Genomic DNA, 14,786 nt, shown 5'->3' with positions numbered 1-14,786 from the left:
TCCGCTTTTCTTTCAAGCTCCACATAAGATAAAAACCTATTCAACTGACACGGCTCGTTACTCTCTTCTCGTTATCGTTATCGTTATCCAGCTACTCTCTTGTTTCACTATCCAAGTGTTCTGAGAAACTTAAAAAACAACATTAAAGATGATCCTTAAACTCCAAATAAATAGAAAAATGCGGCAAGCCAAGCTTCTGGCAGCCGGCATCCATAATAAAAACTTTGTTTAGAGAATAAGTAACACGTGAAATATAAATAAACCAAACCCTTTTTCCATATAGCAAACTTACATATAATAGATTTATAGAGTAACAGAGCAATAAGACAAGACTTAAAATCCATAGTTAAAATACAAGAAGTCGTAATTTTCAGAGATATAAATCATTAAACTTCATGGACCTTGAATCCGTAAATCCTTGAATCTATAGATTTAAAAATCATAAGAGATCTGTCATTTCATTAATGCGGTTTATGAGAATCTGGGTATTCATCGGAGAGTAAGCGCTTATGACAAAAATAAAAATAGCAATTGCAGGAATCGGGAACTGTGCAAGCTCTTTGATACAGGGCATTGAGTACTATAAAGCCGAGGATAAAGAACCCATAGGACTGATGCACAGGGAAATTGGAGGGTATAAACCTGAAGATATTAAAGTTGTTGCTGCCTTTGACATTGATGCCAGAAAGGTAGGAAAAGATGTTTCTGAGGCCATCTTTGCTCCCCCGAACTGCACAGCGGTTTTTTGTCCTGATGTTCCGTCTACAGGTGTGAAGGTTAAAATGGGCAGGGTTCTCGACGGGGTCTCTGACCATATGAAGAACTATAAGGAAAGTCAAACTTTTGTTGTCAGCGAGGAACAGGAAGCCACAAAAGTCGATATAGTGAACGAAATTAAAAACTCGGGTGCCGATATGCTTCTCAATTACCTGCCTGTAGGTTCTGAAGAAGCAGTCCGTTTTTATGCCGAGTGTGCCCTTGAAGCAGGTGTGGCTTTCATAAATAATATGCCTGTTTTTATCGCAAGCAATCCTGAATGGGCAAAAAAATTTGAGGAGAAAAATATCCCAATTATTGGTGATGATGTCAAAGCCCAGCTTGGAGCTACTATTACGCACAGGATTCTTGCAGACCTTTTCGAAAAGCGAGGCGTAAAACTCGAGAGAACATACCAGCTCAATACCGGAGGAAACACGGACTTTCTTAACATGCTCAACAGGAACAGGCTTGCTTCCAAAAGGGAATCAAAGACCGAAGCTGTGCAGTCCGTGCTTTCCAGGAAGCTTGAGGACGACAATATTCACATTGGGCCAAGCGATTACGTTCCCTGGCAGAAAGACAACAAGGTTTGCTTCCTGAGAATGGAAGGAAAGCTTTTTGGAGATGTGCCTATGAACCTTGAACTACGGCTTTCCGTAGAAGACTCTCCGAATTCCGGCGGTGTGGTAATCGATGCAATCCGATGCTGCAAGCTAGCTCTTGACCGTGGAATCGGAGGTGTGTTGTATTCTCCTGCTTCCTACTTTATGAAACATCCGGCAATTCAGTACCCTGACGACGAAGCTTACAGGCGGACTGAAGAATTTATATCTGGAACCAGAGAACGTTAAAATTCTGGTTAGAGGTTCCTGTAAAAAGGAATTCTAAAACCCCCGGAATACCGGGAGTTTTAAGTTTTTCTGTCCAGAGTTATCAAAAGAGTGATATTAAAAAGCTCTTCTAAGAATATTTCCCGATTTATTAATTCGGTTTATCGAATCTCTTTAGCTCAGCGAATTTACTCAACTTAGCAAATTCCTTCGACTTAACGAATTTCTTCGACTTAACGAATTTTCTCAGTTTAGCGAATACCTTCGGCTGTAATTCTAAATTCTGCACTCGAACCTTCCGGGCAGGACCGATGTTTATACAGAATGGCACGTCTGGTTCCTTCGCCAGTTTTTTCAAGCTGGATAATCGTCTTTGAAATGTGTTCCAGAGAACTACCACCAAGCGGGCGCACCCCTCCTGAGGTAATATCGGAATACACCTGATTAGTTATGACTGCAACAAAACCGTATTTGCGGGCAAGAGCATGCAAAAATCCTATCTGGCTAGCAAGTTCTCTGCGGCTTTTCATGCCTGTCTCATCGTCTTCAAGCTCGAACCTGTAGTATGAGGTTGCAGAATCCAGGATCACCAGACCGATATTCTCACTAGCTATTTTCTCCACCTCTCTTACGGCCGCATATTGTTCCTCAAAATTCAGGGGTTCATAGATAATTATGCTTCTGGCTATTTCTTTTGCGTTTTCCCCTGCAATTTGTTTGAAACGGACAGGAGAAAGCCCTTCGGTATCTATGAAGATGACTCTCTGCCCTTGTTTTACGCATTCCACTGCAAGCTGAATGCAGATATTTGTTTTCCCGGTTCCTGCAGGTCCGAAGATTTGAGTCACAATCCCTTTCTCGAAGCCTCCTTCCAGAAGTTCGTCAAGGGGCTTGCAGCCGGAAGATAATAATTTCTCTATGAAATGACACCTCTTTTGTACTTGATCAATATAACTGACCCATGATATAACGTTTTTTTATGGTTTTCAACCGTTCCAGGAAAATTAAAGATTTTCTAAGAGGAATAGAAAAGATAAGGGGATATAAAAGAAATGCTCGGGTATAGGTCCTCAACCTTGCTAAGAATTAAAAGATTTCATAAGAGTAGTGAAAATGAAAAGGATATTTTGGTAATATTTTGTAAAGTTTCGAGGAATAATTCCTTATACATGTTAGCCGTACCTGTACCCGGCAAATCATCTGCGGATATTCCTTAAAGCCGTCCGTGCGTGAAATGATTTAACCAAAGATGGCAGTTTTGCAAAAGCAGGAGTCCTTAAATTTATTACCAGATTTGGTAACAAAGAGAGAGTCTTTGTATACAAAAAAAGGGTGTTATTGTATCCAGACAAAAGGATTATTGTATTCAGAGCTGAGTTGAAAAACGATTATTAAGTGAAATAGCATTTAGAATATTTACCTCAAAATAAAGGTCATTTTCATTTAATAGAATGAAAAAAACAATATAAAGGGGAACTTTTTAGAAGCCGTACCCCTTTCCGATATTGCTGACTGATATTTGAAAAGGCACATTTGTAGGGACTATAAGGGTTAGCTGAGGAATGGTAACCCATGTGGGGCTTTGTTTTATGCTGTAGTGCGCTCTGTACCTGCGCGCTCACCCCGAATACAATAGAAATAAATATGAGATGTATGGACGAGTGTAAGAACGAAGCAAGCCCTATGCAAGAAAAGGTAGCTAAAAATCAGATTAAAAATTAGAGTAAAATCAGAGGGACGTAAAGCATGGCAAAAATAATCATATACACAACGGAACGCTGTCCGAAATGCAATAAATTAAAAACTTTCCTGGAGGCACACTCAGTCGCTTTTGAGGTAGCCGACATGTCTACCCCCGAAGCTCTAACGGAACTGCGTTTCAACGGAGTCTTCACAGTGACAGCGCCTGTTTTACAGATCAATGATACATTCCTTACGCACGAGGAAATCTTCAGTGGGGGAGAAGTAAACCCTGAAAAAATCCAGGAAATCCTGCGATGAAGAAAATCCTGTGATAATAAAGGTCTGAAATTAAAAATAAATGAATATTTCTTCAAATTCATTATTAAACTCTATTATTAAGACAATCACTGAAAAATTAAGACAATCACTGAAGATGAGAAAATGACAAGCGAGATTCTCTTACCAGATTACCAGTTATCTGACAACCAATCAGCCCAAAAGACGCTTGAAGAATTGTCCGTCTCTCCTCTCCCCAAAAACGACCAGTTATCTGATAACCAGCCAGTGCAAAAAACCCTTGACGGGCTGTCTGTTTCCCCTCTTCCAAAGGTAAGGACGACAGATGGTTTCATTCTTAACTGGGATAGAAACATCATTGTAAACCAGCTTCTGAAAGAAACAAAATTAAGCGAAGTTTTCTATAATAAACCCTCAATCACAAAAGAAGAAGCTATTGAGATTGCGAAGGATGCAGAAAAGATCATTAAAAAGATGAATCTTAAGTTTCTCTCAGGTCCTCTTATCCGGGAAATAGTAAACAATATTCTGCTTGACAGAGGGCATGTTGAATGGAGAAACATAATGACCAGAGTCGGAGCCTCGGTCTACGACGCCTATGAAATCGATACTGGTTACGGCTTTGAAGCAAATGATAACGCAAACCAGCTGAATAACGCCGAGACCTCACATAAAAGAAAAGCCGACAAAATGTCCAAAGAGCAAAATCTCCTTCTGATGCCAAAAGAACTTGCCGACCTTCACCTTAATGGAGATTTTCATATCCATGATCTTGAATATATGGGTACAAGACCATTTTGCCAGGACTGGGATCTACGTTACTTTTTTTACTATGGGCTCATGCCTGACGGAGTAGGAACTCAATCAAGCGTGGCAAAACCTGCAAAGAATGCTGAAGTAGCTTTCCTTCATGCTGTAAAAGCTATGGGTTCAGCTCAGACAAATTTTGCAGGCGGGCAGGGTTTTTACAATTTTCTGACTTTTATGGCTCCCTATCTTGAAGGCAAGTCTGAAACCGAGATAAAACAACTTATGCAGATGTTCGTCTATGAGATGATGCAGATGATGTGTGCAAGAGGCGGACAGACTGTCTTTTCATCTGTTCAGCTTTCTCCCGGGATTCCGAAGCTCTGGAGAAACATTCCTATTGTCGCTATGGGTAAAGTTTGGGACGGAAAGAAGGCTCCTCTCAGAACTTATGGAGAATTTGAAAAAGAAGTCCGTCTCGGGTTCAAGGCTCTTATGGATGTTATGCTTGAAGGAGATGCCTGGGGCAAGCCTTTCAGCTTCCCAAAACCCGAAATCTCCATTGAACCTGACTTTATGGAAGAAGACAAAGAATTCAATAGAGCTCACCCTGAGCTTCCGACTTATAAAGAGCTGTACAGGATGACCTTTGAGCTGGCTGCTAAATTCGGGACTCCTTACTTTGATAACCAGCTTCCTGAGTACAGAGGAGCAGGAGAAGGGATTTCGTGTTATCAATGTTGTGCGTATCAGTTTTCTGCAAATCCTACTGATGATAAAGAGTTCGATGATAAACTTCATTTCAAGGACGGAAAACACTTTTCAATGGGCTCATGGATGGTCCTATCTTTAAACTGCCCAAGGGTCGCATACAGAGCTGAACATAATGATGAAAAACTTTTCAATGAGCTAAAGACCCTGATGAATCAGGGAGTGGAAGTTTTCAAGATCAAACGTAGATGGATGAATAGTCTGATCAAGAAGAACAGAATTCCCTTTGCAGCCCAGTGTCCCAAAGATCCTGGGACAGAGGAAAAAGGGGCTATAGCTGTGGACTTCGAAAGCCTTGTCTATACTATCGGAGTAGTAGGAATCAATGAAATGGTCCAGTACCATACAGGCTATCAGATCCACGAGTCTCCTGCTGCTTATAAGCTTGCTATCAGAACTATGTTTGAAATGAAAATGCACGCTCAAAAGCTTTCAAATGAAAATGGTATGGAGATTGCTCTTGCAAGAACGCCTGCAGAAACGACAGCCCAGCGCTTTGCAGTCTCGGACCTCCTGCATAAAGAGTATGCCGACAAGGCCGAATTTACAATTAAAGGGAATTTAGAGGCCGCAAAGAGTGAGTTGAACCAGACGCATGACCTGCCAATCTACTATACTAACGGGACTCATGTTCCAGTTAATGCAGATATATCTCTGCCTGAAAGGATAAAGTATGAACATACTTTCTTCCCGATTGTGGACGGCGGAAATATCATGCATGTCTGGCTTGGAGAAGGACAGCCCGATCCTGACGGCCTTCAGGAGCTTGCCATGCATATAGCAAAGAACACCCAGACAGGTTACTTTGCCTTTACCAAGGATATGACCGTATGCACCGATGAAGGATACGTAGCCGATGGGCTGCTGGATAGATGCCCGAAGTGTAAGTCCGAAAATGTGCAGCACCTCTCAAGGATTACAGGATACCTTCAGTCGGTCGAAGGCTGGAACAAAGGCAAACGTCAGGAACTTCTGGACAGAAAGCGATACAGCACAAGGGAACTCAGGTAAGGGTCCCTTAACCCTTTTATTATACGTAAAGGCGTGAGAACGGTAGGCCATGAAAGTAAACTACGCAGGTACTGTCCCTCTTTCGACCGTGGACTGGAGAGGGAGGGCTGCAGTTACTATCTTTTTTAGGGGATGCCCCCTTCGCTGCCCCTACTGCCAGAACCATCCCTACCTCCAGGGACTTAACCTTGTAAAATTGGAATTCGTACAAGAGCAGATTAAAGAATCAAAACCCTTTGTGAGTGCAGTTGTATTTTCAGGAGGGGAACCTTTGATGCAGAAAGCAATTGTGCCTCTTGCGGAGTTTGCAAGAGAAATGGGGCTTTCAATTGGGGTTCATACAAACGGCTACTATCCTGAAACAGCAAGCGAAATGGTTAAACGAAAGCTGGTTGATAAATTTTTTATCGATATAAAAGCTCCTCCGGATGATCCCGAACTTTATGGTAAAATTACGGGCTTCGAAGAATATGAATCAGTGAAAAAAAAGCCTGAACAAGTTACTGCATCTATAATAAAAACGCTTGAAATTGCAGACTCCTGTGACTTGGAACTGGAGCTTCGGACGACATTAATTAGAGATTTTATAGGAAGCAAGGAAGAAATTACCAGCATAGCTGCCTGGATCTCGAAACATATGAAGAACGAGGAACTTACCTATGTACTGCAGCAGGGGATTCCGGAACATAGTTTGCAGGAAAATTTAAGAGAGCTGCGGGTTCTGGAAAGGGAAGAACTATATGAACTCGGTAAAATTGCAAAAAGGTTTCTGAAAAATGTGAGGATAAGAACAAAAGAAAGCGGAGAAGAAATAATCTCTAGCTCTGTATGACCGAACCTGACAGAATCCAGAGTCTGGTTTGTCTAATCTTATCTGATGTTTATTGATATGAGACTGTATTGATATGAGACTGTATTGATATGAGACTGTATTGATATGAGATTGTATTATTGATATGAGATTGTATTGATATGAGATTGTATTGATATGAGACTGTATTGATATGAGACTGTATTGATATGAGACTGTATTGATATGAGATTGTTTTTTCTTCTTGTACTTTTCTTTTTTTGTCCGAAACGCGAATAAAGTGTAAAATATTCTCTTTTAGAGTCCTACAGAAAACAATGCTTTAAGTTCAAATGAATTTGAAGTTTACAAAAGTCTTATACATTCCTAGAGATAAAATGAAAATGTGAAGCCTTTAAGAAATTTATTTAAGAAAATTTGTTAATTCAATGCTAGTGGAAAGAAGTAGAATTTTTAGAAAAATATATCATCCAATGCTGAAAATGATTCTGAGAAGACTGTTGTAATTTTTGTGTAACTTTACATGTTACACAAATTAAATAAAGGAGAGGAACTCAGTGTTTTTTGGCTCACATAATGCATTTATTTATAGAAAAGAAAACAAGAATTAACATTTTCAAAAAAGACCATGAAAAACACAAGAGTATCTTCAGTTGGAGAGCGCGCTCTAATCTCCATTTTATCGGAGATTTTCAAAACATCTGATGGCAGGGAGAAAGAACAGGAAGGAATCCTTATAGGCGCAGGTTCGGATGACTGCGCCGTCATTGACCTGAAAGGTGAAGACTGCCTGGTTGTTACTACCGATATGCTGCACAGGACTACTGATTTCCCGGAAGAGATGACACCCTGGCAAATAGGCTGGATGTCAGCAGCCGTAAACTTCAGTGACATCGCAGCCATGGGTGCAGAGCCCACAGGACTTGTTATGGCAATTGGAATGCCAGTTGATACCGAAACTGCTTTTGTTGTATCCCTTGCAAAAGGTATGCAGGCATGCGCCGAATTCTGCGGAACTGCGATAATCGGAGGCGATCTTGATACACATGCAGAACTGACAATTACAGGAACGGCACTTGGCAGGGTAAAAAAAAGCCAGCTCCTTCTTCGGCGCGGAGCAAGACTAGGTGATCTTGTCTGTGTCACTGGATATACAGGATCGGCCGGAGTAGCTCTGGAAGCCCTTCAGTCAAGAAAACAAGTAAGTGAAAACATTCTAAAAGCACTTTTTGAGCCTGTCCCGCGCACGAAAGAAGCAAGGATACTTGCAGAGTCAGGAGCAGTCACATCCATGATGGATACAAGTGACGGCCTTGCGATGTCCCTTTATGATCTCTCCAGGCAGAGTCATGTAGGCTTCAGGATCAGAGAAAGTGCCCTTCCTATCCTCAAGGAGGTCCGTGAATTTGCTTTAAACCCGGATAAACTGAGGGAGTTTGCTCTTTACACAGGTGGAGACTTTGAACTTCTTATTACAGTTAACCCGCAAAAGATCAAAAAAGTACAAAATATATGTAACTTAGTCGTTATAGGAGAATGTACAAAGTATGAAGCAGGCATTGTACTCGAATCCCCGGAATGCAAGCTTATAACTATAGAGCAAAGAGGATACCAGCAGTTAAAAGCTAAAGCTGTTGATAGATCCACTGATTAAAGGTAAATTACCCCCGTGAAACAGAAGCCTGGATTAGAAAGATGAAAATAAAGAACTCTTGGTTTAAGCCCGAAAGTTTACAAAAATAGATCAAATGTCAGAATAAACTGACTAAACTCATAATAATTTATGCACAAGGTTCAGAAGGATAGAACATGAAAAAAACTAGTTTACAGATATTTACAGCAATTCTGGTGCTAGGTCTATTTTGCGGAACTGCAGCTGCAGCCCCGAGCATAATAGCAGCAGTGCCTGGAGAGAATGCGACTGTCAATAAGATAGTCGGCGAGACTCAAGATTTTAGCATTCAAACAAACGAGTCAGCAACTATTGACTGGCAGGTTGACGGAAGCACTGTTTCCCAAACATCGTATGATAGTGCAACAAATACCTCTACCCTCAATCACACCGTTAATCAAGGTACATACAATGTTAAAGCGACTGTTCAGTCAACTGGAGATAATAGAACCTGGAGTGTAACCGGAGGATCAAACGTACCGGTGATCACATTATCTACTCCTTCATCACCAACGGTTAACAATAACATAGGAGAATCAAGAAAGTTTACTGCAACTGTTAGCCCTACATCAAACGTGACATGGTATGTTGATGATGTCCAGGTTCAGAAAAATGAGTCTGTCACTGAGGCATCATATACCAACACTTCTGCAACACAGGGTACGCATACAATTAAAGTGAATGCAGAAAATGAAAATGGCAGTGCAGAATCAAAATCCTGGACATGGAAAATGCCAACTACCGGAGGATTATCTGTTAATCTTGACCCCTCCGAAGGAACTGTTTCAGTCGATAAAGGAGTGTCTAAAACTTTCAAAGTCAATTCCAGCACGGATAACCAGAATGTTAATGTTGAGTGGCTTGTTGGTGACGAATCAAAGAAAAAGGATGGAAGTGTAACCTCTTCTTCATATGACTTTGAAGAAGACAGTGCAGGAAATTATACCCTCAAAGCAGTGATCAGTGATCCCAACGGCGCTTATAATTCATCGACAAAAACATGGACTGTGACCGTCGGATCTACAGACAATTCAACTGGGAACAGAATATGGGAAGAGGGAATGCCAGAAACTTACACATGGACTGCCCAGAGTTACTCAGGCTTCTATTATGACCTTGATTCCGGAGTATCCTCAGAAGAGATGACCATTAAGGATATAGATAGAAGCATAAAATCAGAAAACATTGAGTACTCCACAAAACCTACCAAAACTGATTTTGAGTACAATGCATGGGGTTCGTACCAGATAATCGGCTTCATGGCAGAGAAATACTTCGCAGGGTATACTGAAAATTCCACGGTTATAGACGATGACATTAGTCCCATTTCCGAAGGTATTCTTTCCAAGATTCTCATAGACAGTGACGATAAAAAATCAGCAAATGCAGGAGATTCACTTGTTCTCGAAGAAGGATATTCCCTGAATATCGTGGAAGTGGATATCAATGGAAAATCTGTCAGGGTCCAGCTTGAAAAAGATGGCGATGTAGTAGACGAGGCATTCCTCCAATCAGGCGAGAACTATGTCTATAAAACTGATCTTGGAAAAGCAGAAGATGTGCCCATAATCATTGCTCATATCGGTTCGGTTTTTCAAGGAAATGAAAATTCTGCCGTATTCATACAGGGTCTCTTCCAAATTTCGGACCAGTACACCGAAGTCAGTAATGGAGATACCTTTGGGGAAATGAAAGTAACTTCCGTAAGTAGCAGTGAAATAAAGATGGAGAATGATGATAGCGTCGGACTTGATAAGGGAGATACTGTAGACCTTATGGGTAAAATACAGCTTCAGGTAGCTGATGATAACACACTGCGCTTTGCCCCGACTCTTGACACCTCGGAAGCTGGTGAATACGAGCTGCGTGGGACTGTCTATGACAGGGACATTAATGGTAACTCACCCCCTAGCTGGACACCCCTTAACTTTGAAGGTTTCTATTACAACATAGACGAAGGAATCGGGACTGAAAACCTTACAGTGGAAGAGCTTAAAGACAGGAATATACCTTCAGATAAACTAGTTTACAAGTCCACACCTCAGGCTGTTGATTTTGATCACAAAAAATGGGGCAATTTCACAGTTATTGGTTTCATGGCAGACAAGTACTTTGCCGGATACACTGATGACTCTGTTAATGGGTCTGTTGATGATGTGAGCCTTCTTTCGAACAATATTCTCTGTAAAGTCCTTACCGACAACGACGACAAAAAGTCTATGGATTCGGGTTCTGCCCTTACCCTTGAAGATGGTTATTCTTTGAATATCGTGGAAGTAGATATCAATGGAAAATCTGTCAGGGTCCAGCTTGAAAAAGATGGTGATGTAGTAGATGAGGCATTCCTCCAATCGGGCGATGACTATGTCTATAAGACTGATCTTGGAAAAGCAGAAGATGTGCCCATAATCATTGCTCATATCGGTTCGGTTTTTCAAGGAAATGAAAATTCTGCCGTATTCATACAGGGTCTTTTCCAAATTTCGGACCAGTACACCGAAATCAATAATGGAGATACTTTTGGAGAGATGGAAGTCACCGGTGTCTCTGAAAGCGGCATTACAATGAAAAACGATGATGATATCGGGCTTGACAAGGATGAGACTACTGAAATAATGGGCAATATCAGTTTCAAGACTGCTGATGACAATACTCTCAGATTCTACCCCTTCGTGAGTGTTGAAACTGGAGGTAATGGAAATGACAACAACTCACTGAAAATAGATGTGCCTGATAAGATCTATGCCGGAGATACGTTTAATATCGAAGTAACTGCTGGCAATAAGTCTATAGCAGGCGCTAATGTTTCGGTTAACGACAGTAGTATAGGCGAAACCGATGATGGTGGAGTCGTTGAATATACAGCCAAAGATGTCGGTACCTTCAAAATAACTGCAGAAAAGGACGACTATAAAACTGCAAACAAAAATATTAACGTCAGTGCTCCGAAAGGAGAAATGGTAATTACCGTTTCACCTGAGACAGTTTATGTTGGAGATACCCTGAACATTGAGATTGTCAAAGCGATCGGTGGTGACCCAATTGAGGGTGCAGACGTATCGATTGATGGAACCGTCATTGGTAAAACAGATTCCAGCGGAAAAATCACCTACAAGACAGATAAAAGTGGCAATTTTGAATTGGATGTAACAAAGGAAGGATTTGAGGACCAGGAAGTAAACGTAAAAGTAAAAGACCTTGAAGCTACCTTCAAATACTCAAACCTGGTAATCAATCCTTTAGAGGTAAGTGCAGGAAAGAACGCAACAATCTCAGTTAACCTAGGAAACACAGGCAATGCTGCAGGAAACGAAAGTGTAAAGTTGCTTATTAACGGAAACGTAAGCGACTCAAAAGATGTTTCCCTGGGCATTGGGAACAATACTACTGTAACCTTTGAGCACGTAGAAGAAGTACCAGGAAATTACACGGTAGAAATTGGAGGAGAAACCGCAACCTACAATGTAAAAGAAAAGTCTTCCTTACTGTTCTACGCTCTTGGACTCATTGCCCTGTTAATAATTGGTGGAGCTGCTTATTATTTTACAAAGGGTGGCGGAAACATGGAAAAACTATCTGAGCAGATAAAGGAGCTTACTAACTCGATAAAATCCAAAAAATAAAGCGGTAGGAAAATAAAAAACTCAGAGATAAAAAACTCAGAGATAAAAAACTCAGAGATAAAAAATTCAGAAATAAAAGAATAAGACTTAGAATTCCCGCGTTAACCTCAAAACGCGGATTTTTCCTATTTTTAAAAACTATTCAAACTTGGTTTAAGTTCAGCAGTCTTTCAGAGTTTTGCTGACAGATATTCTGTGTTTTTAACTTTAAGAAATTTTTTGTTCCACACGAAGCAGCATTTATTTCTAGCGCTAGATGTAGTTTTACTCCATCTTTTTGAGCGCAAGCTCAATGGCATCTATAAGGCTGTTCTTCGGGATAATGGTTGTTACTGGAATATTGAGGATTTTTTCCACTGTAGGGCTCACTATAGGAGCGCAAACAAGGGCTTTTGCTCCATCCCTTTCAGCGTTAACGGCTGCTATTATGGCTTCTTCCATTGAGGTTGCCGAGTATTCCCTGATTGTGACTAGCCTACCAGCTATCTTTTTCTTTGTTTCTACGATGTTATCAAGCACTGAGCGAGTTGCAATCACAGCTATAAAATCTCCACTATCTGTTTCTTTAATATCACGGATGGTTTTCACGATCTGACGGAGAGTTTTAATATTGGGATCCCGGTTCCCTGACAGGATTTTGTAAAGGGTACTCGGAGGGATATTTGCTTTTTTGGCGAAATCCACTGCAGTAAGATTAAGATCCTCCTTTATTACAGTGGAAAGCGTTTTTTGAAAAACCTCATCTGACTCGAATGCGGATTTGATAACTTTGTCTGCAACATTCATAAAATTCGACCTTTTAAATTCCGTAAAGAATTTTTACAACGGAAAATAATCTACATTTCACAGGAAATTAGTCCTTAATGAGAAAATATATCCAGATATATTAATACATTTGGGATATAATCAAGGCTTCTTTGAGAGATTATATATAGGGAGTGTAAAAATATTAATACACCGTTAGGTATTTATTTTTTATTTTTACCAGGATTCTTATCTGAAGAAAAATAAACTTTATTGTAAAAGAGTTTATGGATAGTTTATGGAAAGCTGACAAAAAAACTAGAAACTTGTTGATTTTTTAATAGGAGGACACGCTTCCAAAAAACGACATTTTAAGATGCCATTTTAAGTTATGAAAGTTACCACCTTAGTTCCCAAAATTTAAGCGCATATATGTAGTAATGAGAATCTGCGAGGTCAGAAGACCACGATTTTGAAATTCTGCTACAAATATTATGTGCTTAAACTTAAGCGCATACTCCGATATCAGGAGACACTTATGCGCCTAAAAATGCGGAACTTAGGTTACCATTATATGGATCAATATCAGTATATGGACTATTGTTAATATAGGAATAATTGTCAGTAATATAAGTAATTATCAGTACATGAATAATTATCAATAAGATTATTACCAGTTCTAAGAGTATCGAGGTGAAACTTTGAAGAAATTAAGCATAATTGTACTTGTTTTACTGCTAGTCGCATCAATTTTCGTATCTGGATGCGCATCTAATGATAAGAGCAATGTCACCGAACTGAAATTTGGCTATCAACCAAGCACCCATCAGATCGCATATATGACAGCAGCTGAAAAAGGATGGTGGAAACAAGATCTTGCATCTTATGGAGTTAAAGATATTACAGAGAAATCTTTCCCTACAGGAGATCCTGAAATGGTAGCTCTGAAGACTGGAGATATAGATGTAGCCTATGTTGGAGCAGCTCCTGTTATTACAGCCATCAGTCAAGGCGTTGATGCAAAGATTGTTGCACCTGTGCAGATAAACGGCTCAAGTCTTGTACTCAGGTCTGAATACAAATATGAAAGTCCTAAAGACCTAAAGGGACGTACCATTGCTACCTACCCACCAGGAACAATTCAGGATACAGTACTCAGAGAATGGCTCAAGAAAAATGGGCTTGACCCTGATAAAGATGTGTCAATTCGTCCAATGACTGCTGGAGATGCCATTACCGCTATCTCAGCCAATACCTCAGGCAAACCGGCTGTTGACGCTGCCTTCCTACCTGAACCATCCCCTACAGTTATCGAAAAACAGGGCGCTGGACGTACTGTTGTGAAATCCGGACAGATGGATCCAAACCATGCCTGCTGTGTACTCGTAGTTAGTGGAAAACTCATAAAGGAGCATCCAGATATTGTGGAACAAATTATAAAGACGCATATTAACGCAACAGAGTATAATAATGCGCATATGGATGAAGCCGCCCAGATTTTCTCGAATAAGACTTCAGTTGATCTTGAAACTGTAAAGACATCCTTAAAAGAATGGGACGGAGCCTGGATTACAGATCCATCACTCGTTGAAGACTCAACTGTTAATTATTCGAAAACTCAGTATGATCTTGGATACATCTCAAAAACTCTGACAAAGGATGATATCTTTGACACTAGCTTCTATGATAAAGCTGTCAGTGGAAAATAAGAAAGGATAAACAAAAACATAAATTAGAAAGGTGTTTAACTGCCTCTATTTCAAAAAGGCAATTTGAACCCTTATTTTTTATGGAAATAAAACTGCCGGAAGGATAAAAAAGTAAAGATTCTTTTATTA

General features: G+C 40.3%; 9 protein-coding genes. 7 read left to right on the top strand and 2 right to left on the bottom strand.

Annotated features, from left to right (window positions below):
• Window positions 1-509: 509 nt before the first annotated feature.
• Complete coding sequence (locus ASJ81_RS00525) at window positions 510-1,610, top strand: inositol-3-phosphate synthase (protein ID WP_095642754.1); 1,101 nt, start codon at window positions 510-512, stop codon at window positions 1,608-1,610.
• A gap of 230 nt (window positions 1,611-1,840) precedes the next feature.
• Here the strand turns inward: ASJ81_RS00525 and radB are convergent, their stop codons facing one another.
• On the bottom strand, window positions 1,841-2,509 hold the full coding sequence (gene radB / locus ASJ81_RS00520; RefSeq protein WP_245859644.1) for a DNA repair and recombination protein RadB: 669 nt from the start codon (window positions 2,507-2,509) through the stop codon (window positions 1,841-1,843).
• Between the two features lie 826 nt (window positions 2,510-3,335).
• Here radB and ASJ81_RS00515 point away from each other — a divergent pair.
• The 5 genes from ASJ81_RS00515 (at window position 3,336) to ASJ81_RS00495 (ending at window position 12,204) form a co-directional block, all read left to right on the top strand.
• Window positions 3,336-3,590, top strand: coding sequence for a glutaredoxin family protein (locus ASJ81_RS00515; RefSeq protein ID WP_095642752.1), 255 nt, complete (start codon window positions 3,336-3,338; stop codon window positions 3,588-3,590).
• Window positions 3,591-3,713: 123 nt separating this feature from the next.
• Window positions 3,714-6,098 (top strand): anaerobic ribonucleoside-triphosphate reductase, encoded by a 2,385-nt coding sequence (gene nrdD / locus ASJ81_RS00510; protein ID WP_095642751.1) that lies wholly within the window; start codon window positions 3,714-3,716, stop codon window positions 6,096-6,098.
• Between the two features lie 49 nt (window positions 6,099-6,147).
• The gene (locus ASJ81_RS00505) at window positions 6,148-6,930 is read left to right on the top strand and encodes an anaerobic ribonucleoside-triphosphate reductase activating protein (protein ID WP_095642750.1); all 783 of its coding nucleotides are present in this window, start codon (window positions 6,148-6,150) and stop codon (window positions 6,928-6,930) included.
• A 607-nt stretch (window positions 6,931-7,537) separates the two neighbouring features.
• Window positions 7,538-8,563, top strand: a complete 1,026-nt coding sequence (gene thiL / locus ASJ81_RS00500) for a thiamine-phosphate kinase (protein ID WP_095642749.1) — start codon at window positions 7,538-7,540, stop codon at window positions 8,561-8,563.
• Between the two features lie 155 nt (window positions 8,564-8,718).
• Window positions 8,719-12,204 carry an S-layer protein domain-containing protein gene (locus ASJ81_RS00495; RefSeq protein ID WP_095642748.1) on the top strand — a complete coding sequence of 1,162 codons (3,486 nt, stop codon included), beginning with the start codon at window positions 8,719-8,721 and terminating at the stop codon, window positions 12,202-12,204.
• A 264-nt stretch (window positions 12,205-12,468) separates the two neighbouring features.
• On the opposite strand, the gene ASJ81_RS00490 is transcribed toward ASJ81_RS00495, so the two are convergent.
• Entirely contained in the window at window positions 12,469-12,990 is a 522-nt protein-coding gene (locus tag ASJ81_RS00490; protein ID WP_095642747.1) for a helix-turn-helix domain-containing protein, read from the bottom strand.
• Between the two features lie 659 nt (window positions 12,991-13,649).
• Between ASJ81_RS00490 and ASJ81_RS00485 the strand changes: the two genes are divergently transcribed.
• On the top strand, window positions 13,650-14,657 hold the full coding sequence (locus ASJ81_RS00485; RefSeq protein ID WP_095642746.1) for an ABC transporter substrate-binding protein: 1,008 nt from the start codon (window positions 13,650-13,652) through the stop codon (window positions 14,655-14,657).
• Window positions 14,658-14,786: the final 129 nt, after the last annotated feature.

This window comes from Methanosarcina spelaei, assembly GCF_002287235.1.
GTDB classification, from domain to species: Archaea; Halobacteriota; Methanosarcinia; order Methanosarcinales; family Methanosarcinaceae; genus Methanosarcina; species Methanosarcina spelaei.
This window is presented reverse-complemented; position numbering and strand designations above follow the sequence as displayed.

Excerpts from the sequence above, each read along its gene's own strand:
- ASJ81_RS00525 (WP_095642754.1), top strand. The coding sequence starts at position 510 with ATGACAAAAATAAAAATAGCAATTGCAGGAATCGGGAACTGTGCAAGC.
- ASJ81_RS00515 (WP_095642752.1), top strand. The coding sequence starts at position 3,336 with ATGGCAAAAATAATCATATACACAACGGAACGCTGTCCGAAATGCAAT.
- nrdD (WP_095642751.1), top strand. The coding sequence starts at position 3,714 with ATGACAAGCGAGATTCTCTTACCAGATTACCAGTTATCTGACAACCAA.
- ASJ81_RS00505 (WP_095642750.1), top strand. The coding sequence starts at position 6,148 with ATGAAAGTAAACTACGCAGGTACTGTCCCTCTTTCGACCGTGGACTGG.
- thiL (WP_095642749.1), top strand. The coding sequence starts at position 7,538 with ATGAAAAACACAAGAGTATCTTCAGTTGGAGAGCGCGCTCTAATCTCC.
- ASJ81_RS00495 (WP_095642748.1), top strand. The coding sequence starts at position 8,719 with ATGAAAAAAACTAGTTTACAGATATTTACAGCAATTCTGGTGCTAGGT.
- ASJ81_RS00490 (WP_095642747.1), bottom strand. The coding sequence starts at position 12,990 with ATGAATGTTGCAGACAAAGTTATCAAATCCGCATTCGAGTCAGATGAG.